Annotated in this window: 22 protein-coding genes; 3 read left to right on the forward strand and 19 right to left on the reverse strand. The window is 38.5% G+C overall.

The genetic code is table 11. From position 1 onward, the window contains the following. Positions 1–2 precede the first annotated feature (2 nt). From ACMGGO_RS11355 to ACMGGO_RS11370, 4 genes are all read right to left on the reverse strand, one after another. Entirely contained in the window at positions 3–2,828 is a 2,826-nt protein-coding gene (locus ACMGGO_RS11355; RefSeq protein WP_048392890.1) for a 2-oxoglutarate dehydrogenase E1 component, read from the reverse strand. Positions 2,829–3,060: 232 nt separating this feature from the next. Then, positions 3,061–4,446, reverse strand: coding sequence for a HAMP domain-containing sensor histidine kinase (locus tag ACMGGO_RS11360; protein ID WP_054548609.1), 1,386 nt, complete (start codon positions 4,444–4,446; stop codon positions 3,061–3,063). Then, positions 4,443–5,117 carry a response regulator transcription factor gene (locus ACMGGO_RS11365; protein ID WP_279494970.1) on the reverse strand — a complete coding sequence of 225 codons (675 nt, stop codon included), beginning with the start codon at positions 5,115–5,117 and terminating at the stop codon, positions 4,443–4,445. The genes ACMGGO_RS11360 and ACMGGO_RS11365 overlap by 4 nt, the downstream gene beginning before the upstream one ends. A gap of 112 nt (positions 5,118–5,229) precedes the next feature. Then, positions 5,230–7,257: a diguanylate cyclase domain-containing protein gene (locus ACMGGO_RS11370; protein WP_269898492.1), complete on the reverse strand. Its 2,028-nt coding sequence runs from the start codon at positions 7,255–7,257 to the stop codon at positions 5,230–5,232. 542 nt (positions 7,258–7,799) lie between these two features. Here ACMGGO_RS11370 and ACMGGO_RS11375 point away from each other — a divergent pair. After that, on the forward strand, positions 7,800–8,348 hold the full coding sequence (locus tag ACMGGO_RS11375; protein WP_004230128.1) for a GNAT family N-acetyltransferase: 549 nt from the start codon (positions 7,800–7,802) through the stop codon (positions 8,346–8,348). A gap of 80 nt (positions 8,349–8,428) precedes the next feature. Here the strand turns inward: ACMGGO_RS11375 and ACMGGO_RS11380 are convergent, their stop codons facing one another. Then, positions 8,429–9,505, reverse strand: coding sequence for an undecaprenyldiphospho-muramoylpentapeptide beta-N-acetylglucosaminyltransferase (locus ACMGGO_RS11380; RefSeq protein WP_048392899.1), 1,077 nt, complete (start codon positions 9,503–9,505; stop codon positions 8,429–8,431). A 171-nt stretch (positions 9,506–9,676) separates the two neighbouring features. Between ACMGGO_RS11380 and ACMGGO_RS11385 the strand changes: the two genes are divergently transcribed. Further along, positions 9,677–11,023, forward strand: a complete 1,347-nt coding sequence (locus ACMGGO_RS11385; protein ID WP_048392901.1) for an MATE family efflux transporter — start codon at positions 9,677–9,679, stop codon at positions 11,021–11,023. A 43-nt stretch (positions 11,024–11,066) separates the two neighbouring features. Here ACMGGO_RS11385 and ACMGGO_RS11390 read toward each other — a convergent pair whose 3' ends face one another. From ACMGGO_RS11390 to ACMGGO_RS11430, 9 genes are all read right to left on the reverse strand, one after another. Continuing rightward, positions 11,067–12,143 (reverse strand): Ger(x)C family spore germination protein, encoded by a 1,077-nt coding sequence (locus ACMGGO_RS11390; protein ID WP_048392902.1) that lies wholly within the window; start codon positions 12,141–12,143, stop codon positions 11,067–11,069. Next, entirely contained in the window at positions 12,133–13,161 is a 1,029-nt protein-coding gene (locus ACMGGO_RS11395) for a GerAB/ArcD/ProY family transporter (protein ID WP_374805471.1), read from the reverse strand. Before ACMGGO_RS11395 ends, ACMGGO_RS11390 begins: the two co-directional genes overlap by 11 nt. Beyond that, complete coding sequence (locus ACMGGO_RS11400; protein ID WP_374805469.1) at positions 13,158–14,591, reverse strand: spore germination protein; 1,434 nt, start codon at positions 14,589–14,591, stop codon at positions 13,158–13,160. The genes ACMGGO_RS11395 and ACMGGO_RS11400 overlap by 4 nt, the downstream gene beginning before the upstream one ends. 121 nt (positions 14,592–14,712) lie before the next feature. Next, entirely contained in the window at positions 14,713–17,667 is a 2,955-nt protein-coding gene (locus tag ACMGGO_RS11405; protein ID WP_374805467.1) for an EAL domain-containing protein, read from the reverse strand. 178 nt (positions 17,668–17,845) lie between these two features. Further along, positions 17,846–18,157: a helix-turn-helix domain-containing protein gene (locus ACMGGO_RS11410; RefSeq protein ID WP_374805465.1), complete on the reverse strand. Its 312-nt coding sequence runs from the start codon at positions 18,155–18,157 to the stop codon at positions 17,846–17,848. A 102-nt stretch (positions 18,158–18,259) separates the two neighbouring features. Then, positions 18,260–18,949, reverse strand: coding sequence for a CAP domain-containing protein (locus tag ACMGGO_RS11415; RefSeq protein WP_374805463.1), 690 nt, complete (start codon positions 18,947–18,949; stop codon positions 18,260–18,262). Between the two features lie 443 nt (positions 18,950–19,392). Then, a complete protein-coding gene (locus ACMGGO_RS11420) occupies positions 19,393–20,295 on the reverse strand; it encodes a CobW family GTP-binding protein (RefSeq protein WP_374805461.1) in 903 nt (300 codons plus the stop codon). 68 nt (positions 20,296–20,363) lie between these two features. Further along, on the reverse strand, positions 20,364–21,878 hold the full coding sequence (locus ACMGGO_RS11425; protein ID WP_048392917.1) for a S41 family peptidase: 1,515 nt from the start codon (positions 21,876–21,878) through the stop codon (positions 20,364–20,366). A gap of 300 nt (positions 21,879–22,178) precedes the next feature. Then, positions 22,179–22,952, reverse strand: a complete 774-nt coding sequence (locus ACMGGO_RS11430; protein WP_115673563.1) for a GNAT family N-acetyltransferase — start codon at positions 22,950–22,952, stop codon at positions 22,179–22,181. A 131-nt stretch (positions 22,953–23,083) separates the two neighbouring features. Between ACMGGO_RS11430 and ACMGGO_RS11435 the strand changes: the two genes are divergently transcribed. Next, a complete protein-coding gene (locus ACMGGO_RS11435; protein WP_048392921.1) occupies positions 23,084–23,362 on the forward strand; it encodes a hypothetical protein in 279 nt (92 codons plus the stop codon). Between the two features lie 43 nt (positions 23,363–23,405). On the opposite strand, the gene ACMGGO_RS11440 is transcribed toward ACMGGO_RS11435, so the two are convergent. The 5 genes from ACMGGO_RS11440 to fabZ all read right to left on the reverse strand — a co-directional run bounded on the left by ACMGGO_RS11440 (position 23,406) and on the right by fabZ (position 25,866). Continuing rightward, entirely contained in the window at positions 23,406–24,152 is a 747-nt protein-coding gene (locus ACMGGO_RS11440; RefSeq protein ID WP_374805458.1) for a polysaccharide deacetylase family protein, read from the reverse strand. A gap of 63 nt (positions 24,153–24,215) precedes the next feature. Then, positions 24,216–24,674: a DinB family protein gene (locus ACMGGO_RS11445; protein WP_279494956.1), complete on the reverse strand. Its 459-nt coding sequence runs from the start codon at positions 24,672–24,674 to the stop codon at positions 24,216–24,218. Then, positions 24,658–25,152, reverse strand: a complete 495-nt coding sequence (locus ACMGGO_RS11450; RefSeq protein WP_333880916.1) for a hydroxymyristoyl-ACP dehydratase — start codon at positions 25,150–25,152, stop codon at positions 24,658–24,660. Before ACMGGO_RS11450 ends, ACMGGO_RS11445 begins: the two co-directional genes overlap by 17 nt. Positions 25,153–25,240: 88 nt before the next feature. Continuing rightward, positions 25,241–25,423 (reverse strand): hypothetical protein, encoded by a 183-nt coding sequence (locus ACMGGO_RS11455; RefSeq protein ID WP_319840420.1) that lies wholly within the window; start codon positions 25,421–25,423, stop codon positions 25,241–25,243. A gap of 17 nt (positions 25,424–25,440) precedes the next feature. After that, the gene (fabZ, locus tag ACMGGO_RS11460; RefSeq protein WP_048392930.1) at positions 25,441–25,866 is read right to left on the reverse strand and encodes a 3-hydroxyacyl-ACP dehydratase FabZ; all 426 of its coding nucleotides are present in this window, start codon (positions 25,864–25,866) and stop codon (positions 25,441–25,443) included. Positions 25,867–25,943: the final 77 nt, after the last annotated feature.

Genomic DNA, 25,943 nt, shown 5'->3' on the forward strand with positions numbered 1-25,943 from the left:
TGTTATTTAACCTTTACTGGCTCAGCAACCGCTTCTTCAATAAGAGCTGCTTGTGCTGCTTTATGAGAATCTGCATCCCCTTCAGAAGTTGAGCTCATTGCAGGACGGCCTACATAGCGAAGTTTTTTACCTTCTGAAAGTTCATATAATGTTTCTAATGCATAATTCCATGAGCCTTGGTTTTTAGGTTCTTCTTGTACCCAAACAATCTCTTTTGCATTAGGATACTTAGCAATGATACCAGCTACTTGCTCTTTTGGGAATGGGTAAAGTTGTTCTACACGAATAATGTGTAGGTGATCGAAGCCTTCGCCGTCTTTCACGCGCTCTGCTAAGTCGATCATCACTTTACCTGTACCTAAAACGATACGCTCTACAGCTTCTGGTTTAGCCCCTAAGCCTGGTTGTTCAATCACTTCTTGGAATGAACCATTTGCTAATTGCTCAGCATTCGCCGCAGCTAATGGGTGACGTAATAATGATTTTGGTGATACGACTACAAGTGGACGTACCCCTTCTGTACCTAATAATGCTGCTTGACGGCGTAATAAGTGGTAGTAGTTTCCTGCATTTGAACAGTTCGCTACAAACCAGTTATTTTCAGCTGACATTTGTAAATAGCGTTCCATACGGCTTGAAGAGTGCTCTGGACCTTGACCTTCATAACCATGAGGTAAAAGGATAACTAGACCAGATTTTTGACCCCATTTTGAGCGTGCCCCTGAAATAAAGTTATCAAACATCACTTGTGCCATATTCGCAAAGTCACCGAATTGTGCTTCCCATACTGTTAGTACATGGCTATTTTCTAGGTTGTAACCATACTCAAAGCCTACCACCCCAGCTTCAGTCAGTGGAGAGTTGTGTACTGTAAAGGATGCGTTCGCACCAGAAATATGGTGTAGTGGTGTGAAGACATTGCCATTGTTTTTATCATGCAGTACTAAGTGACGTTGAGAGAATGTACCACGTTGTGCATCTTGACCTGTAAAGCGTACTGGTGTTCCATCTTGAATAATCGTTGCATACGCTAAAGTTTCAGCATGACCCCAGTCAACTTTTGCAGACGCATAAGCATCACGGCGTTTTTCTAAGATTTTACCAAGCTTTTTCTGTGGTTCGAAGTTTTCTTCAAACACTAAAAGCTCTTCATTGATTTTTTCTAAACGTTCCGCACCTACTGCTGTATCAATTTGTGGGAACTCTACTTTTAATTCTTCTGGCATTTCTAAATGATGATGATCATCTTTTTCTGCCATTTCTTTGACGTGGTCATAGGCTGCTTGCATTTCTGCATAGATAGCTGTATCTAGTGCAGCTACATCATCAGCAGTTACAAGACCTTCTGCCACTAATTGTGCACCATATAATGCACGCACTGTTTCATGTTTAGACACTAATTTGTATGTTTCTGGGTTTGTCACTGTTGGGTCATCTGTTTCATTATGACCATGGCGACGGTAACCTACTAAGTCCACAATAATGTCTTTGCCAAATGTTTGACGGTAGTTTGCCGCAAAACGTCCAACTTGCACTACTGCCTCTGGGCTATCTGCGTTGACATGGATTACTGGTACTTCATAGCCTTTTGCAGGGTCAGAAGAATACACAGAAGAACGAGAATCATAATGTTCTGTTGTGAATCCAATCATATTGTTTGCGATAATATGGATTGTTCCACCTGTTGTAAAGCCTTCTGTTTTAGCGAAGTTTAACACTTCTGTTACAATCCCTTGACCTGGGAATGCAGCATCACCGTGTACAAGAATGCCTAAGCCCTTTGTACGGTCAAAAATAGGTTGCCCTGGTTTAGATGTATCATCTTGTGTTGCACGAGTAGCACCAAGTACTACTGGATTGCCCACTTCTAAGTGAGATGGGTTGTAAGCCAATTTCACATTCATACCGGATTCACGGTTGTAAGAAGCACCCATGTGGTATTTCACATCACCTGTCCAACCTTTTGTAATTTCAAGGCGGCCATGCTCTGGCATAAATAAATCATTGGAAACATGTGCAAAATCAGAGAACATCATGTCATAAGGTTTATTTAAAATGTGTGTTAAAACGTTTAAGCGACCACGGTGTGCCATACCAATACGTACGTTTTCCACATTTTTTGCTTCTGCCGTTTTAATAATTTCATCAAATAGAACGATTTGCGTATCTAAGCCCTCACCAGAGAAACGCTTTTGTCCTACAAAAGTTTTATGAATAAATTTCTCGAAATTTTCAACGCGAGTTAAACGATCTAATAAGGCTTTCTTCTCATCCGCAGATAATGCTTGTTTGAATGAGCCTGATTCGATTTGCGCTTGAATCCAATCACGTTCTTCAGTAGCTACTACGTGACCATATTCAAATGCTACTTTATCTGTATAAATAGCTTTTAAATAGTCGATTGCATCCTTACCATTTTTCACGTTTGCTGGCACATCTTTGAAGAAGATTGCTGCAGGAATTTCAGCTAAATCTGCAGCGCTTAAGTTGAACGCGCTTTCTTCAATTTGAGCTGTTTGTAGTTCACGGTTTTTCAGAGGATAGATATCTGCTGCTAAATGACCGCGTGAACGAATTGCATCTGCTAGTTTTACAGCGGCTAACACTTTTTTGTAATCGCCAGCAGGAGCCGCTGCTGTATGACTAGCTACAGCTACTTCACCTTCTACTACTACTGGTGCACCAAATTGTTGGAATAAAGAAACTAACTCCGGTTCTACTTCTTCAGGAGACTGTAAGAATAAGTCGTATTGCTCCATCACATATCCTAGGTTAGGACCAGAGAAAGCTGACCATGGAGAACTTACAGTTGTAACGTTGTTCGACATGAAAAATGACCTCCAAATTTTGCCTTTCGGCAGTTCCATTAATTAAATTGCAATTAATTATATAATATTTAGCCGTTCTTTAAAAGAATGTTTCTCACTACTTTTCCATATTTTAAAGAACGTTTTTTCCATCTCAATCTTACTACTCTTCACAAAAAATACAACTCTTTTTAGCAAATTAAGCAATTTTTTTCGCAAAGGATAGAATAATGAAATAAAGCGTGTATTTTTCTTAATATTTTAGCGGGATTTTCAGCGAGAAAACGGTTCCAATATTAACCTCACTCTTGACTTCTACTGTGGCATTGTATTTTTCAAGTAACATCTTCGAAATACTAAGCCCTAAGCCTGTTCCACCAATTTGGCGATTTCTTGCTTCATCCACTCGATAAAAACGATCAAAGATAAACGGAATATTGTCTTGTGCTATTCCTATACCATTATCAGTAATTTCTAAACATGCATAATTTCCAGCAACAGAAATAGAAATTTGTATCTCAGGAATTTTTTCACAATAACGAATGGCATTCTCTATTATATTACGAACGATTTGACTTAGTGCATTTTCGGTGATAAATAACGGACCAATTTCACCATGTTTCGACAGCGATATTCGCGCTTGTGGATGAACAAGCTTTACCTCATCCATCACTGCTTCGATGACCACTAATGCATTGGCCTCACTTGTTTCATCTTTTTCCTCACGCCGTGCAAGTTCTAATAATTCCTCAATCATTTTGCGCATACGAGCAATTTCTGTTAAGGAGGTATCAATGGATTCCTCTAATATGGCAGGATCATGTTTGCCCCATCTTTTTAAAAGAGAAAGATGCCCTTCAATTGCTTGAATCGGTGTACGCAGCTCATGAGAAGCATCGGCGACAAATTGCTGCTGCTGGGTAAATGAGATTTGCAGCTCGTTCATCATGGCATTATACATCTTCAGTAAATCACCAATTTCGTCATGTGATGTATAGGTTAGCTGTATAGGCTCCTTAAATCCTTGATCCATCACAGTTTTCATGGATGCACGCAATTCGTGTAGTGGCTTCATTAAATAGTTCGCTAGATAATAGCCAATAGAGCCAGATAACACTAAGGCTCCTAACCCTGCAATCAGCATGGCTGTCAAAAGATAATGCATGAGAGATTGAAAACTAGTTAACGGATGAATCACCTGAATATAGCCTTGGAAAAAGCCCATCCGAATCGGTTCATTGATGACCAGCACATCCTGCTTATCAATGGTCATCTCAAAAATTTCCTGCAACGAATTAAGTGGTGCAGCAGCAGAGGTATCATTGATTCGTAAAATATCCACCCCATCAGCATTAAATATTCGGACCGTCTCATCACGATCCGCAATCGATTTGAGCAAGCCTGTATTTTGCTGAATTTGCTGAATGGTAATTGTAGGACCTTGGGACTCTAAAAAAGAGATGATATCCTTACTTGTCCGATTGACCTTACTCTCCTCATCATTTAATAACCATGTATGCAGAGAAAGATAGACGACTACACAAATTATCGTAAAGCTAATAAAGATGACACTGCTTGAGGTCAGCATCCATTTTTTTTGCAGGGACTGCTGACGTAAATAATTTCTTAACTTATTCATTCTCGCATCACATACCCAACACCGCGAACGGTTTCAATATAATCATTCATCGCCCCAGGGAGCTTTGTACGTAAATGTCTGATATAAACATCTACCACGTTGGTCTCGATATCCGTATCATAGCCCCAAACGGATGTTAAAATATGCTCTCGTGTACATACTCTATTTTTGTGCTCAATTAATAGTTTCAATAAGTCATATTCTGTCTTTGTTAGATCAAGTTTATTCCCCTGAACGAAAACTTCATAGGCAGCTACATCTATTTCAATATCCCGTAGGCATAAAGATTCACTGCTTGTCTGCTCTGGCGTGACACGACGTAAAATCGTCCGTATCCTAGCCAGCAGCTCTTCAATCGCAAAAGGTTTGACGATATAGTCATCAGCCCCTGCATCGAGTCCTGCTACACGATCCATCACAGCATCTCGTGCCGTTAATAAAAGGATCGGTACTTGTGATTGTGTTCGGATGCGACGGCAAATCTCAATCCCATTAATACTTGGTAACATCACATCCAGTAAAAGTACATCAAAATTTTCCGATGTTGCCAAAGCCAATCCTTCTCGACCATCAAAGGCAGTTTTTACTTCATAGCCTTCGTGTTGTAATTCAAGTTCGACAAAGCGAGCGATATGCTTTTCATCTTCTACCAACAATATCTTCTTAGGCATCATATCACCTTCTATTCCAAAATAACGATGTAGGATTTTTATCCCTATACTGTTATAGCATAACATCAAATAAAAAGTCTGTCTCACAAGGAAAACCTTGTGGACAGACTTTTTAATGTATATCTGAAATGGAGAGGTTGTTTTTCCCCGACTCTTTTGATTTATATAATGCTTGGTCAGCTAAATCCATTAGCTCATCCAATGTTCGAGCATGGTCTGGGTAATAGGCAATGCCAATTGAAGCAGTTGGTGTAAAAAGATGGTCCTCTATCATCCAGCCTTCTGCTAATTCATCACGAATCCGTCGAATAATATGCATAATTTGATGATGTCTTTTTTCCTGATCTCTTGTTAAGCCAGTTAAGATGACAATAAATTCATCGCCACCTATTCGAATAACCATATCATGGCTTCGAACTGTTTTGTTCAAGGAACTGCCGAATCGCTGAATAAACGCATCGCCCGTCTCATGGCCAAAGCGATCATTTACTTCTTTAAAATCATCACCATCTATATAGAGCATCGCCACACAGGTTTGATTTTCATTTGCTTCTGCTAGGATTTTAGGAAACTCCTTTTCTAAAAAACGCCGATTAGGTAGCTGTGTTAAAGCGTCGTGATAGGCTAAATACAGCAAATCATTTTCCCTTTCTTTGCGATGTGTAATTTCACGAGACACCATCATAATTTGAGAAACTTTTTCACGTTCAGGGTCGTGCACAACCGTGACATTTCCTTCTGTCCATATTGGTGTTCCATCTTTCGCCTTCAGTAAAAGTTCAAACTGTGAATCTGTTTGCCCTGTATAATTATTCAAGAATGTTTGCCATTCGCCTTTACTTTCTCGATCAATAATGTCACTGTAAAACTGTCCTTGTAGCTCTACATTTTCATAACCTAAATAAATACCATAGGACGGGGAAGCATAAATAATAATGCCATCCTCATTTGTAATCACAATTAAATCATTTGTATTTTCTGTGATGAGTCTGAAAGTACGTTCAATATTTTTTAATTCTGTGAACATTCTTTTCTTATCCGTAATATCATAGTTAATGGTTAAAATTTGTTCGATTTGACCAAACTCATCTTTTAATGGAACAATGGTAGTTTCTACCCAGTAATCGGCATGATATTTCGTTCGATAACAAAGTTCTCCACGCCACATTCCCATCGTGTCCAGCTTATCTTCAATTATTTGAAAAAGGTCTTGCCCACGGAATCGTGGTTCGATCAATGCGTAGGGCTGACCGATTAACTCCTCCGCCGTGTAGCCAGAAGCCTGTAAAAACATCTCACTCACTTCGGTAATGTTACAATTATGATCTAATACAGCAATGGCTGTAGCTGAATTTAGTGCAGATTTAAATACTTCTAGCCCGTGAGACTTCGAGCGTAATTCTGCTTTTTGTAAAGTAAATTGTGTAAAATCTTGCATGATAAGAAATATGGCAAAGGAATTATCATCCTGCATCACTGGTGATAGTGACAGTAAATACATGCGTTCCTGCTGGTCCAATGTATGCAATTTAATAAACTTCTCGCCAACGTTTTCCCCTCTTGCAGCTTTCTGCAAACAAATTTTTATTTGTTCAACTTCTTCCTTTGGAATAATCGGTAAATCCACAAACATTTTCTGTTTGACGGTTTCATTATCTAATTGAAAATCTTCCATAAAGCTTGAATTCACTTCGTATATCATTCCTTCAGCCGATAAAATGACTGTTGAGAAAAAGGCATGGTCAAACATGGACCGCATAAATAAAAATTTATCTTCAATACTGCGGTCATAAAGTATTTCCTTCGTGATGGCTAAAATATAGTCTTCGTTCTTATATTTCAACGGTCTGACGGATGTTTCATATTTACGAACCTCCGACTGAACATATGCATAATCTACATAGTCAACCTGTTTATGTTCTCTAATGGCCTCATGGTAATTTTTCTGAATGATCAAAAAATTACGCTTTGAGGTAACGGTCGAAATCATTTTACCAATCGCCTCATTCGATAACAGATCCTGAGCTGCTTGATTTAAGCGAATATATTGATAATCGTCCCCTACTTTTTTCACGAGAAAAACAAAATCCTTGCCAATAAATAATGAGTTAAAGAAATCTTCGCTTAAAATATACTCCATGCTGTCACCTCCAGAAAAGCCATTGCCATCATGATAGAAATGTTCGTATGTATGTGTTGTTAGATTAAAAATAATACTACTATTATAACATAAAAATAAAAAATTACCTTTCTAGAATCGTAAAAATTATATCCTTTTAAGGATAATATTTGATATATTACCTATTATAACAAGCCAACAATCCTACTAAAGATGTAGATAAATGATTAATATTAGTTAAAATTGATAGGTTAGTCTTAATGCTAAAAAACAACAATATTATGGATAATCACATTTCATTTATCAGAATTTACTGACTATTAAACTCAAATTTTGTTTTTTTACGAGCAAAATGATTGCATCAAGCAGTTTATATGTTATATTATATTTAAAAAACTAGCCTTTTTTCGGTATGGTCGAAATCAGTAAGACAGCGGGAGATTATGGAATATCATAGTTATAACGTCTAGTTCTTTGGGTTTTAATTCCAGTACGAATTTTAGTTTTCTTCTTTATGCTTCAACGGAATTGTTTTAACTACCCTAGTAAAGGAGGCGTTTCGTATGCTTAAACATCGAGACCTGCATGAATGTACAGAGCTTTATGAGCTATTATCACACCCTTCTGTATTCCCTTTTGTCCGTCAAAAAGCCACATCCGCTGATGAATATTGGTTTATGACAAAACAACTGATTGAAGAGGAAGCGAGAGGACTCGCTATCTCGAGGACCATAACTGATGACTGGGGTCAACCAATCGGCACCATTAGTATTCACGATGTGGAGGACGGTGCAGGCTTTCTAGGAACGTGGATTGGACTCCCTTACCAAGGTAAAGGTTATAATCAAAAAGCAAAAATGTTATTTTTGAACGAGTTATTTTTTGACTATAATTTTCATACGGTCTTTCTCCGTATACGTGTTGAAAATTTAAAATCACAGCGTGCTGCTTTAAAGCTTCCCTATGTGGTGAGTGCCAATGAAAGTCATCCAACATTATTAGCGCAGGTTAATAGCGGTGAGGCACAATTTAATTTATTTAAAATTCCAAAAGATTTATTCTACCTAACAACGGCACACCAAATGCAAGAAGGCGAAGAGCAAGCAATGTAGTGTGTATATATAAAAGAGAAGCTATAAGGTTTTGTCATTTCGACCTACCTCATAGCTTCTTTTCTTTTTTCAAATAGCACTTATTTCTTGTACCGTAAAATTAATGACGCCATTTCATCTGGTGTTTTTGGTTTTTGCGTTTTTGCCATTGTCTCCACCATTTCCACTTTACGCTCTGTTAGTGTATGAACAGACTTCATAAAAGATTCCTTTGTCAACTCGTCTTCCTGTAACACTTCTGCGTAACCTTGTTTTTTAAACAAGTTGGCATTTAAAATTTGATCTCCACGGCTTTTTTGCGCTGAGAGAGGTACTAATAGCATCGGCTTGTGAAGCGCTAAAAATTCAAAAATGGAGTTAGAGCCTGCTCGTGACACAATAAAGTCTGCAGCATGCAATAAATCAGGTAACTCAGTTGTCACATACTCAAATTGCTTGTAGCCTGGCATTGCCTCCAGTGCTTCATCATAATTCCCCTTCCCACATAAATGAATGATGTGAAATTGCTTGAGGAGCTCTGGTAAGTTTTTACGTAGTGCCTCATTTAAGACAACAGAGCCTAAACTCCCTCCCATAACAAGTAAAACAGGCTTTAAAGTAGAAAAGCCGCAGAAAGCTAGCCCCCTTGCTCTTTCTCCCTCAAATAACTCAGGACGAATAATGGAGCCTGTGCAAGTAGCCTTCTCTTGAGGTAAATGCTTCAGAGTTTCTTCAAAAATTGTGAATACATGCGAAGCAAAAGGTAAGGCTATTTTATTGGCAAGACCAGGTGTTACATCAGATTCATGGATGACGACTGGCACACCTGCTAATTTCGCTGCCATCACAACGGGTACAGAGACAAACCCTCCCTTTGAAAAGACAACCTGTGGCTTCACTTTTTTAATAATACGAAAAGCCTGCATCATTCCAGCAAGCACTTTAAATGGATCTGTAAAATTTTTCATGGAGAAATAACGACGCAATTTACCACTCGCAATGCCATAAAACGGAACATCGGGGAACGCCTCGCCAATTAATTCTTTTTCAATACCTTGCTCTGAGCCAATATAGTGGACATCATAACCAAGTTCTAGTAAAGACGGGAGTATCGCCTGATTTAACGATACATGGCCAGCTGTCCCACCACCGGTTAAAATGATTGTTTGTTGTTTCACACAAATTCTCCTATTCCTTAAAAACCATTGTAGTTAGCACTACTTTTTGTTTACAGTGTTCTATTTTACTATATGCTGACGAAAAGATATAGATGAAGCATGAAAATTTCAGCTTTTCTCTCTTTACATATGCTATACTTGTTCATTATGTTCATGAAGGAAGTAGAAAATATGTATCAAACATCCACAATTAAGGAAAAATACGTGCTACTCTTAAAAATGATTGTCCCTATTTTAGTGACACAGGTAGCTATTTATCTTATTTCATTTTTTGATATTTTAATGTCCAGTCGTTACGGGACGGTTGATTTAGCAGGTGTTTCGATTGGTTCCTCTATCTGGATGCCGATTTATACTGGACTTTCAGGTATACTCCTAGCTATTACGCCAATTGTCTCACAGCTTGTGGGAGCGAAAAAAGAGATGGATGCAAAAAAGGCAGTCCAGCAAGGCATTTATGTCGCCATATTGCTGGCGATCCTTATTTTTACAGGACTCTTCTTTGGCATTGATTGGATACTTAGTAAGATGAACTTAGAGTCTGCTGTACATAGCATTGCAAAAGGCTACATCTATGCGATGTGTGCGGGTCTTTTGCCACTTTTCTTATTTTTTGTTATGCGTTGCTTTATTGACGCCCTTGGTCAGACACGGGTCACGATGATCATTACCTTAATGACAACACCCATTAATATCGTGCTGAACTATATCTTTATTTTCGGCAAATTTGGTGCGCCTGAGCTTGGCGGCGTCGGAGCTGGTGTAGCGACAGCAATAACGTACTGGCTAATATTCATGATTACAGTATGGATCATCGCTAAACGAGTACCGTTCGAACGATTCCGTCTGTTTCATGATTGGCCTAAGCTTGAATGGCTTCGATGGAAGGAAATTTTATTGATTGGGGTTCCGATCGGTATTTCCCTATTTGCAGAAACAAGTATTTTTTCTGCTGTGACCATGATGATGAGTAATTTTAGCACAGAAATCATAGCAGCCCATCAGATTGCCATCAATTTCACTTCTCTGTTATACATGGTTCCGCTCAGTATTTCTATGGGTGTCACAATATTAGTAGGTTTTGAGATCGGCGCTGGTCGCATGCGAGATGCTCGTATGTATAGTTATCTATGTGTCGGCACAGCCATTTTATTTAGCTTTATATCAGCTTGCATCTTGTTTATTTTACGTGAACCTGTAGCACATATGTATACGACAGATCAGATGGTACTTGAGTATGCCGTACAATTTTTAGTCTACGCAGCCATTTTCCAGCTATCTGATGCAATACAAGCACCAGTACAAGGCGCATTGAGAGGCTATAAAGATGTTATGATCACGTTTATCATGGCCATTATATCTTATTGGGTAATTGGCTTGCCAGTTGGGTATACCCTTGCCACACATACGGATTTCGGCCCATTTGGCTATTGGATTGGCCTTGTGGCAGGTTTAACAATGGGCGCAATTACTCTTTTAATTCGTCTATTGGTTGTTCAAAAAAGAGTCACTGTTTAACAACAAAAAATCGCTTTTCTCTAACTTGAGAAAGGCGATTTTTTTAGCGTAAAACACCTGTGCGAATGATTTTCACTTGAACAGACGGCACTAGCTGTAAGGATGCATAGACAGCATGCCAATCCTTCTGAAACATTTTGGGGTGATAAGCACGAATATATCGACCAATCCCCAACGTATCCGATTGCTGACCTTGAAGAATCCGCAAAACCTCCTCAAACTCTCCCTGCACATGATCTTGAATCAACTGCTGAACCTCCTTGAAAACGGGGTCTTTATATAAATGGTCATGTGCAAATTCCTCAATTTCTACCTCTATGAGATAATCCATGTCTATTCTTTTTAATTCCTCATTCACCGTCCATTGACGCTTGATATGAATAACATCAGCCGTGATTGGCATCGATTTTCCATCATGCTTCCACATATAGCTCATCCGCGCTTGTTTGCTAGGTTGATTCATTAAGAGAAGCATCGTGAGAGATTGTTTTGGTGTTAATATTGTACCCGTAAACGTTTGACCTGAGAACAAAGCGACACCTGCCGCAACAGCATGCTTTTTATCCTCACTTAACTGAATATACGGAAGTGCTATATCAATTGTCTGTTCAAATAGCATGGAGCCAACCGTCTGTAAATCTAATTTCGGAAAAATTGTATTTTCCTCTGTGCTTTCCATAAAACGTTCATAATAGCCTCCTGCCCCCCCTGCTAAATCCTTTGTTAGCTCTATAAACGGCTTGACATCCCCTTCTGTTACAGCAATTTTTATCGAAATCGGGTTTTGGGGATCACGAAAATAAATATCCAAAATATCATAAAGAGGCTCTCTTACCGTTTGGTCCGATACAAGGATGGTCGATAACTCAGATAAATCAAGTGTTTGTTCTACTTTTAAATTGGCTTGATTCCGTACATCTCTTGGTGAAATGCCGTCCGCTTCAATCACTTCATTTTGCTGAGCTGCTGTATTCGGATAGGCATAATATCCCTTGTATGCCCCTATATATCCGTCCACCCCAACGAGCGTCACAACGGAAGCGTTTTTATAAAGTCGTTCATCCCAACAGCCAGCTAAAAGTAACATAGACAAGAGGAGCATAATCCCTTTACGATACACGTTTTCCCCTCCATTTATTCCAACAAATTATCATCATTGGTAGTAGAATCGTAAACACAATGAGTACGTAGTGTATAGAATTTTTGATAAACTCAATGCGCTGAAATTGCATGACAAATAGCGGCAGGATGGCTAAGAGAAGATGAAAAAAAACAATACTTCGTTTCGGATGCTTCCGTTTTTTTGACAAATAAAGCACACGAAAGGACAAACCGTAGATCATGACCGTAACAATGGACAAAGAAAGCCAAATATAGATGAAAAAAATATCCAGCCGTTTTACAAAATTCACTTCCTGTGATTTTAAAATATACATAATAGGCTCTGGTATTAGTTGAACCTCCTCCAAAGCAAAGAACATTTGTGTAAAGACAACCGAAATAAAATAAAAGATAAAAATGACGAGTTGATAAATCAATAAGGGCTTTCCCTTCACCTGTAAATCCTGTTTGAGAAATGGACGATAAAGGAGGTACATTTCAATCCCAAAAAAGGCATACATGCTATGAATCATGCCCGCCATGATTTGCCTAGTATTGTTCCACTCAACGGGAAAAAGATTACTCCACGTTAAATCTGGAATAGCCAGCATTAAAAAAATGACAAAGAGGAAAATAATAGGAATTAGCATGACACCAATATTGATGATGGTTTCTGGTCTAACTAAATTGGCATACAAAGATAGCCCTACAATCATCATGACAACAATCCATTCAGGTGTTCGGGGCAAGACCCATGAGGCCAGAACATACCCCATATAGGCAATTAATACAGCTGTTATTAATAACCAATAGATCAGATAGACCCAGCGAAAGAACCCATTTAAAAAGAAAAATTGATAATAGCGTTCAAAAAATAACAGCAAGCCGTAATGGAAGATGCTAGCAAGGAAGAAGACATACCATGCACTATGTTGACTGTATATGATTAACGGTGTTTGAAAGGCAATGTAGACAACACCTGTCTGAATGATAAAGAGTAGTAAAAAAAATTGTGCCTTTGATAGAGAAAAATTCATGGTGTATCCTCATTTTTTCCCTTTTCATCCTTCGGTGGTTGAAAGGAAGTAACTTGGACTGTCGGTCTAATAAATGGCCAGCGTAAAAAAATTTTATAAACAGCTTTCGGTTGAAATGGTACGATAGGTGAAAAATACGGCTGTTTCAATGACGTTAAACTAATTAAATGAATTAATAGGATGACAACTCCTACCACAATGCCTAAAAACCCAAATAATGAGGCAAGTAGCATAAACGGAAAACGGATCATGCGAATCGTGCTATTCAATTCAACGGACGGGACAACATAGCTTGAAATGGCCGTTAAGGCGACAACAATGACCATTAAGTTCGACACGAGTCCCGCACTTACAATGGCATCTCCTATCACTAATCCCCCTACGATCCCAATCGTTTGCCCTACTGATTGTGGTAAACGAATACTTGATTCTCGAATGAGCTCCATAATAATCTCAAGTATCAGTGCTTCAATTAACGGTCGATAAGGTATATCATTAACATCATTTTTTACTTGATTACTTAATTCTAAGGGTAATACCTCAAAGTGAAAGCTAATCACAGCAATATAAAATGCTGGTAAAAAAACCGCCGTTACAAACGACAGTAAACGCACTATTTTATAAAAAGAGCCAACCACTACCCGACTATTATAGTCATCAGGTGTTTGATAGAAAGAGAAAAATGTCACAGGGCCAATCAAGGCAGACGGCGAAATATTGGTCATGACCACAATTTTACTCTCCACTAAGTGGGCTACCACACGATCTGGATGCTCTGTATTTAACAATTGTGGAAATGGCGATAACACGGAATCCTCTAGTGCATCACTTAACTGGCCAATACTATAAAAATAGTCGATTTTAATGTCTGCAATCCGCTTTTCCATCTCTTGTAAGGTTTCAGGCCGTATAACCCCATCCATATAGAGATAATAAGCTTTAGTGTTAGTTTGTTGTCCAATTGTAAAAGATTTGACCACAAGAGCGGGATTATTCACTCGCTTTCGTATCAATGTTAAATTGGTATCCGCCCGCTCCACAAGACCTTCATGGGAGCCTCGCAGAATATGTTCATTGTTTGGCTCCTCAAGATTACGACGAACTTCATTGGTAATCGCTAACGTCAGCATTTTTCCCGTATCAGGCAAAATCACGAGCGTTTCACCTTGGCAAACCCGTTCAATCGCTTGCGGTAGCGCAAAATTATCGAGTGTTGTAAGTAGGGTTTCACTCCAAAAAGGTTTTTCTGTATCTAAACGTGCATAAATGGTATCCAGTATTTTTTGGACTTCCTTCGCATCAACAAGAGAAGCGTAAAAGCATAAAATAGCCGTGTCCCCTTCATGCCAATCTATTTGTCTGACGGTCAAATCCGAGGAATGGTAGAATGCTTTTTGTAGGCTTTTGATCATATACTCCACTTTATCCATAAAACGCCTCCTCTACTGGAGAGTATAAGCATTTTTCGTGTATTTCAAACGCTTAGTTCGTGTGATTCCACGCCATGAAAAAAAGATGCCCTCTAGAACATTTGGGCATCTTCATGATCAGCTATTTTTTAAAATAAGCTTCAATATCCTCATACATAAAGGGCGTTCCCTCTATTTTTTCATGGTGATTATGCAAGGCTGTCATTCGATTGATGATCGGGGCTAATTTTCCTTCATCCTCCTGCGTCAAATTAAAGGCGACGCCATAAGAATAGATTTGGTATTTTTCTTCTAAGGTCCATCTAAAAGTACCCTCTAGGTTAAATGATTGATTCATTAAAATAAAGCTAAATTTAAATTTCATCGTTTGATTAACGGGTAGCTTCAAAGAAGAGCGAATCTTCATGCCGCCTAAGCTAATATTTTCAATGATGATCGGGGTATGACCGATATTAATTTTTTGCTCATTCATTTCGATAATTGTCATGAAGCCCTTCACATAGGCCGGGAATTGAAAACGATAATATTTGCGTCGCTCCACCACAGGTTTTTTATGAACAATCGCTTTTTGTGGTGTTAAAATGCCTTGTGCCAGCATTTTTTCAAAAGCTTTCGCGGGAACAGCCTTCGTATAAATACTACCTTGCAAATAATCACATTCTTGCTGCTTTAAAAAGATAAATTGCTCGTAACTTTCAACTCCTTTTGCCACAACCTGAATACCAAGCATTTTGGCTAAATAAATCGTTGCTGAAATGAGTCCATTTTCAATCGGACGGTCATGACGAATTTCACGGATAAACGCTTCATAGATATGGAGTGTCGTTGGTTGGAATGTTCGCAATGATTCTAAGGAAGAGTAGCCTGTTCCAAAATCACCAATAGCAATTTTGACACCGATGTCTTGTAATTCTTTAAGAACGGTCATCACACTTGTACTATTTTTTAAGATGGTACTTTCGCTAATCTCGAACTGTATATAATGAGCGTCAATCGAATTTACCTGTAATTGCTCTTGGACAAACTGAATAAAGCCCTTTTTCATTAGACGGATTGGCGATATCTTAATACTAATTGTTCGCAGCACATGCCCTTGCTGCTTCCAGTGCTGTAACAACGCACATGCTTTTTTAATCACCCAATCTGTAATGATGTGAATCATATGGTTTTCTTCCGCTAATGGAATAAATTCACCAGGTGACACAAGGCCCCATTCTTTATGATGCCAACGAATCAACGCTTCTGCACCGTTGATAACCCCCTTTTGCGGCTCTACCAATGGTTGGAAATATAATTCGAATTCCTCATTTAACATGGCTTGTCGCATATCTCGGTCTAACACATACTGTTTATAGGAAGTAATATCCTCTGTAAAGGCATAAATATGAAAACGATTCCTTCCCTGCTGTTGCGCATAGCATAAAGCTGAATATGCATTTTCTAATAAAATGTTTCTCGTTAAGCCCTCCTCTGGATAAAAAGCAATACCTATGCTAGCAGATAGGTGCAAGCGATAGTCTTTTACCGAAAAAGGTATATCAAAGGTTTTCAGTATACGGCTAGCCAGCGCGTAAATATGTTGCTTGCTCCCATATTTTTTTATGACAATGATAAAATGCTGATTGTCTAAACGTGCCATGTAACTGTGATCATCTGTTAGTGTTGAAAAGTAGTTGGTCACCGTGCGCAGAAGCTCATCACCGATTTTTGTACCTAGCGCATTATTTAAGATATGAAAGCGGTTAATCGAAATATATAATAGTGCGAAGGGTTCGCCAGCTAAGCATAGGGTATCAACTTTATCATGTAGGCTCAAGCGATTTGGTAAACCTGTCAATTCATCATAATACACTAAATAATTAAGCTTCTTTTCTCGTTCAATCTCCTTTGTAATATCAGTTACTAAGCCGAAAATATGGTTGACCTCCCCTTGCTGATCTAGTCTCGGCACAATTTGCTCCAGCAACCACTTTGTCTGATTCTCCCCCGTTAGGATACGATAAATCACTTGATAGCTTTTGCCTGAAGCGAGATGATCTGTATACGCTAATACCTCCTCACGATGTGCAGGATGAATCATATTAATCCATACTTCTGAGTCATCATAAAGCTTAGCTAATGGAATACCAAGAATTCCTTCCAACCCTTTAGAGGCGAACAGCATATTGCCCCGAATGGAATCTCGCATCCAAATCCCTGCATCTAAATTGTCAAAGATAGAATGATAGTTGGCTAATGTATCATTTAGTGTTTTCTCAAGTAGTTTGAAAGCTGTTTCGTCTTTGACAACCCCAATCATCTTAAAGGGCTTGTCATCCTTCCATATGACTTCGGCGGCTGCCTGTAGAAAACGCAGTTCATTGGTTTTACCGTGATAAATTCGGAAGTCACTGTCAAAATTAGTCCCTTTTCGAGCATGATTAAATGCATCATATGTCCTTTCATAATCATCTGGATGAATGAACTGGAAAACGTGATCAATACCATCGTTATCTGAACGTGCAAAGCCAAAAATATGATAAAAGTTATCTGAGCAAAACAGTTTGTCATGCTGAATAAAGTACTCCCAGCTCCCAACTGCCGCAATATGCTGGGCGTAATTTAAATGCTTCTCATGTAGCATTAACTGATGCTTCATGGCTGAATACGTGGACATATCTTCAATGATTAAATAGAGCCCCTCGGCCTGATTGTCGTCATTTTTGATTGGTATAAACGTCAGTACGAGGCTTAGGTTTTGTCCTTGATGCTGTAGTCTTTCAATATCAATCTTGACCGACTTTCCTCGTAATGTTCGATTGAACGCTCTTTTTAATCGTTTATAATCTACATCAGTCAGAATTTTCTTAAAATCTTCTGCATGACTAGGTCGATATTGTAATAGTTCATAGAGTGCTTCTTGATTGACGTAAATAATTTCGCCATCTGCCGAAAACACAATCATCATATCGGGGTGGTACTTGGCAAAGGACATGGCATATGAAAATAAACGATGGTCTTGAGCTGTTGCCAGCGCAAACGTATGCGGTCTTTCTTCTTTTGTAAAAAACTGCTTTAATAGATTCGGCTTTTTCATCCATCTCACCTCTCCCTACTTTTTACCCACTACTTATTTATCAATTCCCCCAAAATACAGTTTAAAAACTACTATTTATAAAAGAGAAAGAAAATTTTCATCGACCATTTTTCGCTGGAGAATCGCTCTTTTTTATTAAGTGATGCCCCTATCCAAAGAAATAGTTCATATGTTTTTCTTAAGGTACTACGATTAATTCCATATCCAATAGCCAGCGATCAATGGCTTGCTTTGGATAATAGACTTTGTCCCCTACCTTTACATGAGGGATTTCGCTTATGTAGCTATTAGATCCGTCTGGCACTTCTGTTAATTTTAGCACTTCCACTACATTGATTCCTAAATAATCAGCTGCCTCTTGTTGTGACAATAGCTGGTGTTGCACGGATTCCTTTGGCTGCTCTTTTAAACTAGTGGCGATGAGCCAGCTTCCTATTAAAAACGACACGGCTAATGAGAAAATCGCCATTGCTATGCTATATTGTTTCAATTCTATCCTCCCTTTCTCATCAAATTTTACCATTAATTCAATAAAAAAAGATGCTCTATAAGCCTTTATAGACTTATAGAGCATCTTTCTATTAATAAATGATTATTTTTGGATAAATTGTTGTGTCCAGTAGTTACCCGATTTCACATAACCTACACCGATGTGTGTAAATTTACCGTTTAAAATGTTCGCACGGTGTCCTGGTGAGTCCATCCACGCTTGTACTACTTCTTGTGGTGAACGTTGACCTTGAGCAATGTTTTCACCTGCAGCTTTATAAGCGATACCTAAAGCTTTCATACGATCAAATGGTGAACCAAATGTTGGGCTCGTATGTGAGAAATATTTATTTGTTTGCATATCTTGTGATTTTTCACGAGCTGCAGCCATTAATTTTGCATCTGTTTGAAGTGGTGATAAACCAGCTTTTGTACGCTCAGCGTTTGTTAATTTTACTACTTCTTGTTCAAATGCGTCCACATCTGAAGTTGTTGTTGATGGTGTTGAAGTAGTTGGTGGTGTTGCTGGCTTTTCATTTTGTGATGATTGATTATTATTTGGCTTTGTTGTTGTTGTATTATTTGTTGTTGGCGTCTCATTAGATGGTGTAGATGCCTGTGGAAGTTTAATCGTCCACTTATGATTATTGTTTGACCATTTATAATAATAAACATTACAGTTTGTTGATTGCTGTACGGAATTCCCCTCTGTTGTATTTGCAGCAGCAGAAGCTATTTGAATTGGAGCTGCTAAAAGAAATGTTGCACAAATTGCAGTTAGTGTTTTTTTCATGTTTGCAATTCCTCCTTCTCTGCCACTAATCGTAAGGGATGATTTTCATTAAAATCTTACCAACATCTGCTAACTACACCAACGAAGAAGAAAATGCGCGAAAAATCACGTTTTTTTCGCGTTATTTTTTAGCAGGTTTCACCAATCTATGAAATACTTACGTTTGAAAGAGGGTTGACACCCCTCCTAAACTCGTAAATATTTTAGAAAATAAACAGCTGATATGAATAAAAAATGTATGTTTTATACACTCATTTTTTCATCGCCTTTCTTCATTACTTTCTTTGCATCACCCTAGAGATGGCTAGTGTCGTAGCCTCATGTTAGCCTAATATTACAATTGTGTTACAAGAGCGTTACATTTCATTTACATAAAAATAAAACAACCTGTGTAAAGCTACACAGGTTGTTCACGTGCAGAAATTCACTGGTTGCTTTATTCTTCAATTAATCCCAATAACAGGTAAAGCACTAACATTCTCTCCAATAATAACAAGTTTTGCTGGCATTTTCAGATATTCTGGGAGCCATTGCACCATTCCATAAGCATATTGGAACAACATTGGGTTTTTGATGCCCTTAATTGGTACATAGCCTTTCATACGATAAATCGTTTCAGGTAATGCACGCACCCAATCTTCAAACTGCTCCTGTGTAAATTCCTGATCTGTAAAATCTACTAAGCGAGAGCCCAGCTGCATTGAGGCTATTGGCGCTTTAACTATATCTGCTTTATCGACCTGTGTTGTTGCCTTCAGCCCCTCTAATAAGCTGAGTGGTAAGCGTCCATTTGTCGTTTGCAATATAAAGGCATGAGGGTTCAAGCCCTGTAGTTCATAGACGACCTGACCTTGCTCTGCCTCTGTTAATAAGTCTGTTTTATTTGCTAACAATAGATGTGCATGGCGAATTTGCTCCAGAAATAAAGAGCGCACTTGTGGTGTTAATGTATCACGGTGTAGCCAGAGCTTAGAATCCGCCACCGTGATAATGCCTTTCACATTGAGCTGATCTGCAAAAAGCGGTGAAAAAACGGCATCCAAAGCTTCTACAGGATGTGCTGCACCTGTTGTTTCGATAATGAGCACATCAAAATCACTATCTAATAGAAGAGATTGAATTTGTGCCTCTGTTTTTTCAGCACCCGAACAGCAAATACAGCCCTCTAGCATCTCCTTTAGCGGGATATCCTTTTCCACTGCCTGCGAGTCAAATGGCAGCTTCCCGAGCTCATTCATAATAACAGCAGGCTTTAATTTCTTTTCTTTTAGCTGGCGAATGACATCTGTCAGCATGGATGTTTTGCCACTCCCTAAAAAGCCACTAAATAGGTACACATCTTTCATATTAGTTCCTCCCATAAAAAAAGCTGTCGCAGATGCCGTGAAAGACAACTGTTGCGACAGCTACATTGTTAGTTTGTTGTTTCCTCTGTTTTTTCGGCTGTTCCTACAAGAAGCTCTTTCGCTTTTAGTAACTGAGGATCATCGGCTTTCATTTTTGCACGTAACGCATCCATTAAAGCATACGTTGTATTACCTGTTAGAATGCCTGTTTCTTCAAGGTTGTTCGCTGCTTGTAGTTTTTCTACTGCCTGTGCGGTATTGTCATCAAAGATCCCATCTACTTCACCAGGCTCATACCCTAGCACCTGAAGCATCTCCTCTGCTGCTTTCACAGAGTCAGATTGTAGGCCTGTCTTCATTTCTAAAGAGGCATTCAAGTATGGTAAAGAGGCATAGGATGGATACGCAACTTTGACATCAGGCTCAATTCCTTTTTCATTAATCCAGTTGCCCTTCGGTGTTAACCATTTACCTGTCGTAAATTTCAAATTAGAGCCGTCTTTTAATGGTGTAACATTTTGGACAGTTCCTTTACCGAATGATGTTTCACCAACAACTTTAGCACCAACTGACTCTTTTAATGCTCCTGCCAAAATCTCAGAGGCTGAAGCACTGCCACTATCAACTAGTACCGTAATCGGTAGGTTATATTTTTTACCTGCTATGGCATTTGTAATTTGAGGCTCCGCATCTTTTTCTTGTACCTGCACAATCGCCTTTCCTTCTGGTACAAAGAAATTAGAGATATCGACTGCAGCCTTTAGGTAGCCACCAGGATTTTGACGTAAATCTAATACAATGCCCTTCATTCCTTTGCCTTCATACTCAGTAAGGATTTTTTCAAGCTCTTGGGCAGTTTGTTCACTAAATGATGTAACTTGAATATGGGCAATATTGCCATCCAGCATTTCACCATAAACGGTTTCGACTGGGATGTCATCACGAACAATCGTCATTTGAATAGGTTCCGTATTTTCGCCACGTTTTACCGTTAATTTTACGGGTGTTCCTTTTTCGCCACGAATCAGTGCAACTGCCTCTGTTGCACTTAAGCCCTGAATACTTTTCCCATCAACTGTTAAGATAATATCTTTTGGTAATAAGCCTGCCTTTTCAGCAGGAGAATTTTTGATAGGTGACACAACTGTAATATAACCATTACGTTCTTGGATTTCTGCACCAATTCCTTGGAAGCTTGAAGATAAGCCAGAATTAAATTGATCCGCTTCTTCCTTTACCATGAAATCGGAATAAGGATCGCCTAATGCATCAAACATACCATTGATCGCACCATCGACCACTTTTTCATCGTCAATATCTTGGTAATAGTTATTTTTCAGTAAATCAAATGCTTCATATAATTTTGTAAATTCCTCTCGTTCAATCGGAACTTTCACTTCTACTACTTTCTTATCACCAAAGGTTAACGCAAATATTGTTAAACCTGCCGTAATAAGAATTGTAAAGAACATTAGCATGATAAATTTAAACGGTTTCAGTTGTATAAATTGTCCTGCCGGCTTTATTTCAGCTGGAGTCGGCTCCTGCTGCTGTTCTGTACTTTCTTTTTTCTGTTCATCCATCTTGATTGTCACCACTCTCATTTACACTAACTTGTTGTCACACTACTACCATCTTAACAGGTTATCCAGAAGACGAAAAGAAAAAGACTGTCAAAATTTCATGACAGACCTTGTCCGATCATGCTTCATTATAACTAGCATTCCAGCACCTATTCAGCCATCATACTACTAAGTTTAGGCATATTATGGTACTGCCTTTTAATTTTACTCATTTCCTAGTAGCAGTCAACAAAAAACTCAAAGAATCATAGAAATGCTATAAGAATATAACGTGCCAGTGTCCAAAAAAGTTGCATCCTATCAGAAATTATTCATGAGTTTTTGCAGTTTTTTATATACAGAATGCACGGTTAATCGATGAAAGGCAATCAATTGTCCTTTATAAACTACTGAAAAAATACCATATGGTGTCGGTGATTTCTCCATCAGCTCTTCTCTCGTTTGAAGATCCACCAGCACTGGCTGCAATCCTAATTTTTCGGCAGCTAATTGAATATTTTCCGTGGCGACGTCTACATATGGACATTGAAAGGAACGTAAAATCGTTAAATGAGGAAATCTCGTTAATCGTTCCTGCCAATTATCAGGAAAGTATGGCCGTTCAACGCTTTCATGAAATGGAAAGGCCCATAATTCAAAATCATTGAGTGCTGTTGCCATATGCTGAAACTGATGCTGTAAAAATAAATCCTTGCTTGGCGTCCAGGAAGTTTGGTCATTTGTAATGACCACCACTCCCTTTTTCCCACGTTCCTTGGCATCCTTTAAGCACCTCTTCAGTAATTGTGTACCATAGCCCTTACCCACTGCACTTACCCATAAACAGTGAATCACCACATAGCCATCTGCATGTACAACTCTTGAAGAGTATTCCGCGTCTGTATATTCTATAAAACCTACTTGTTTTTGATTTTCAAGTACTTGTATGTAATGTAAGCCCTTTTCAAATTGTTGATTAAGCCATTTGTTTTTGTTCTGATAGCCCTCTGTTTTTTTCTTGCTTCGTAAACAAAAGCTACCCTTTCCCTCTAACAGCTCACTATTCATTTCAATCAGCTCTACATGGTGTGTCAATGCTAGTCCCCCAATCCGTTGATTGTACTAATTTTACCATTTTTAGTGAATCATTCAACGATCATCGGAATCGCCTTTTCACTTGTTGTCGCATATGATGCAAGTAATGACAAATGTAAGGAGGAAAAACAATGGGGAGAAATAATAAACCGAGCCAAGGCAATGAATCAATAGAAATTTATGCGGCTAAGCTATCCTATATTGGCACAGCCATTTCAACATTAGGGGATGGTTTACAAACCATTGCAGCGGGACTCGCATTAGAAGCGCTCCAAAACGCGAACAATGATTCTTCTCAAACGAATAATGGCAATGGAAATGGGCATCAAACAGTTAAAATAGATAATATGCAGAAACAAATTGATTATTTAATTGCTGAGCTTAAACACATCAAAAAAATGTTTAAATAACCTTTACATAAAGAAAAGTGTTGAAGACGTTTCTGCTTCAACACTACTGTTTTTTTTCCATTTTCTTATGTGTCCTTTGGATTTCCAATAATTCAGAAACCGTCACAAACCGATAGCCCTGTTTTTCAAGCTCCGGTATGATTTGTTCCATTGCCTGAACCGTTTGTGCTCGATTTCCCCCACCGTCATGAAATAGGACAATATTGCCTGCTTTCACACCTTTTAAAACGGTATTCACGATGCGATGAACACCTGGGCTTTTCCAGTCAAGCGTATCTAAATGCCAAGACCACATAACAACCTTATAGCCTTTTTTTGAAATTGCATCAATCATCGCATCGGTATATTGTCCTTCAACTGGTCTAAATAATGTTGGCTGATAGCCTGTAATCCCTGCAATCACTTCATCTGTTTGCTGTATTTCTTTCATTAAATTGGTAACATTTGTTCTTAAAGGGTGTGTATAGGTATGATTGGCCAATTCATGTCCTTCTTCGTACATTCTTGTAATCAGCTCAGGATTTTTTTCTGCATTTTGACCGACAATAAAAAAGGTTGCTTTTGCATTATATTTTTCCAATACATCAAGGATATTCGCTGTATATTTGCGATGTGGCCCATCATCAAATGTTAAGGCAATGATTTTTTCATCTGTCTGAATTTCCCAAAGAATTTGACCTGCTTCCTCATAATACTTTCTTCCTTTATTTTCAGAAGAACTCACTTTTACATAAAAAAGCGATACCGTGATTAGACTAAGTGGTAGTAAAAGCAATAAAAACTTTTTCACATTTTCACGTCCCCAAATAATTATTTTCGTACTTTATTATTTGAGGATTTCCTAAAAAAATGCTTATGTTTCACATTCATTCATTAAAATTTGGTGGTGGATATGATGTGCCAGATGTTCCATATACTCCTCTATCAACCATCCCAATGTCCTTTGTTGTTGATTCATCACACATGGCTGGGCCAATGTCTCTTCATCAAGGTGGTCAAGTACATACATGATTTTTTTGTTGATGCTTGTCCACAACATTAAAATATCTTCTATCGGTAATTCCTGATAGCCCTGTAACGCGACCCATTGTACTTGGTCGTATGTAGTCACTACATAGGGTGAAGCTTCATTCTGAACTTGAAGAAATCGTTCAAGATTGACAATAGCCGAATCACATAAATGACCGATTACTTCTTTTTTGGACCATTTTTTTGGAGCAGGTCGTTGTGTTATTTCCGCTTCTGTCATCACACGAAATACTTCTGGTACTTTTATAAGCCAATAATGTAATTGTTCAACTGTCTTTTGCACGAAGGTAACTCCCTTCTGAAACAATTGTTACGTAATAATCTAATAATGCAATCACTGCCTGCACCCGCTTATGTTCGATTTCAATTTTAAAGGAAATCCATATAATGGCGACATTAAAACTCAAGACGGCTAATGCAACGATTTGGACAAGCGACATGCCGATCATGAGTTTGCTATTGATGGTTGTAGCAAGCAATGTAAACATGGATAAAATAACACCACTCATGGTAATAAACATGGGCTTCATGCGTATTATCTCATTTGCCTGTACCTTTAACAGATGGACAATAAATCGCAGCTCTTGCCTTGTATATTGTTGCTGAAGGATAACAAAATAGGACTGATACACATCCTCATCAAGCTTTTTATGCAATATATTTTTATGCATCTTTTGCACAAATTGATCACAGAAATCGTGCGCCAACGCTTGCTCTGGCTGTAGCTGTTCTTCTTTATGTTCTATAAAAGCGACCCTCAAACCCCCTCACCCTCTCATATTAAAACTTTCACTCCATTTACTATATGAAGGAAAGAGAGCCGTGTAGTACGAATTGAAGCAAAGTCGTTTATTTTTGAGTGTCTTTTTGCCGCGCTCTACTTAATCCAAAAATAGCTGTTGCGAAAACAAAAACTACCGTACAAAGCCACATTGTCACCCCATTCCAAGCGCCTTTAGCAATCGTAATATTCGTTAATAGCGCTATTTGCATGATACAAACGGCGATATAAAGCATAAATGTGTAATTCAACCGAGAGCCTCCATTTTCTAAGATCCAAAAGCGAAAACAAGATCCGTCTCGCAAACTATTTCTCCATCTACCATTGCAATCCCTCTGCCTTTCCCAACAGCGCCCTTCACACGCGTAATCTCCACTTCTAGATGTAGCTGATCACCAGGCTTTACTTGCTTTTTAAAGCGACAATGATCGATTCCTGCCAATAAACCTAATCTTCCCTCATTCCCAGCCTTTGTCAGCATAATCACTGCACTAACCTGTGCTAATGCTTCAACAATTAGCACACCTGGCATCACAGGATACTGTGGAAAATGACCTTTAAAAAACTCTTCATTAATCGTTACATTTTTCAACCCCACTGCGCGCTTGCCCTCTTCTAACTCCACAATACGGTCTACCAAAAGAAATGGATATCGGTGTGGCAAAATAGCTTGTAATTGTTGACTTGTTAACATATGAATTCCTCCAACGTATTTTTTATAATCTTATTCTAACACTAAATATTAGTACTAGGTAATAAAATTTAATAAGT

Origin of the sequence: Lysinibacillus sp. BNK-21 (assembly GCF_048684915.1) — a bacterium.
Classification (GTDB): Bacteria; Bacillota; Bacilli; order Bacillales_A; family Planococcaceae; genus Lysinibacillus; species Lysinibacillus capsici.

What these genes read in the sequence shown, in the direction of transcription:
- ACMGGO_RS11355 (WP_048392890.1), bottom strand. Translation starts at nt 2,828, where the DNA reads ATGTCGAACAACGTTACAACTGTAAGTTCTCCATGGTCAGCTTTCTCT.
- ACMGGO_RS11360 (WP_054548609.1), bottom strand. Translation starts at nt 4,446, where the DNA reads ATGAATAAGTTAAGAAATTATTTACGTCAGCAGTCCCTGCAAAAAAAA.
- ACMGGO_RS11365 (WP_279494970.1), bottom strand. Translation starts at nt 5,117, where the DNA reads ATGCCTAAGAAGATATTGTTGGTAGAAGATGAAAAGCATATCGCTCGC.
- ACMGGO_RS11370 (WP_269898492.1), bottom strand. Translation starts at nt 7,257, where the DNA reads ATGGAGTATATTTTAAGCGAAGATTTCTTTAACTCATTATTTATTGGC.
- ACMGGO_RS11375 (WP_004230128.1), top strand. Translation starts at nt 7,800, where the DNA reads ATGCTTAAACATCGAGACCTGCATGAATGTACAGAGCTTTATGAGCTA.
- ACMGGO_RS11385 (WP_048392901.1), top strand. Translation starts at nt 9,677, where the DNA reads ATGTATCAAACATCCACAATTAAGGAAAAATACGTGCTACTCTTAAAA.
- ACMGGO_RS11395 (WP_374805471.1), bottom strand. Translation starts at nt 13,161, where the DNA reads ATGAATTTTTCTCTATCAAAGGCACAATTTTTTTTACTACTCTTTATC.
- ACMGGO_RS11400 (WP_374805469.1), bottom strand. Translation starts at nt 14,591, where the DNA reads ATGGATAAAGTGGAGTATATGATCAAAAGCCTACAAAAAGCATTCTAC.
- ACMGGO_RS11405 (WP_374805467.1), bottom strand. Translation starts at nt 17,667, where the DNA reads ATGAAAAAGCCGAATCTATTAAAGCAGTTTTTTACAAAAGAAGAAAGA.
- ACMGGO_RS11415 (WP_374805463.1), bottom strand. Translation starts at nt 18,949, where the DNA reads ATGAAAAAAACACTAACTGCAATTTGTGCAACATTTCTTTTAGCAGCT.
- ACMGGO_RS11420 (WP_374805461.1), bottom strand. Translation starts at nt 20,295, where the DNA reads ATGAAAGATGTGTACCTATTTAGTGGCTTTTTAGGGAGTGGCAAAACA.
- ACMGGO_RS11425 (WP_048392917.1), bottom strand. Translation starts at nt 21,878, where the DNA reads ATGGATGAACAGAAAAAAGAAAGTACAGAACAGCAGCAGGAGCCGACT.
- ACMGGO_RS11435 (WP_048392921.1), top strand. Translation starts at nt 23,084, where the DNA reads ATGGGGAGAAATAATAAACCGAGCCAAGGCAATGAATCAATAGAAATT.
- fabZ (WP_048392930.1), bottom strand. Translation starts at nt 25,866, where the DNA reads ATGTTAACAAGTCAACAATTACAAGCTATTTTGCCACACCGATATCCA.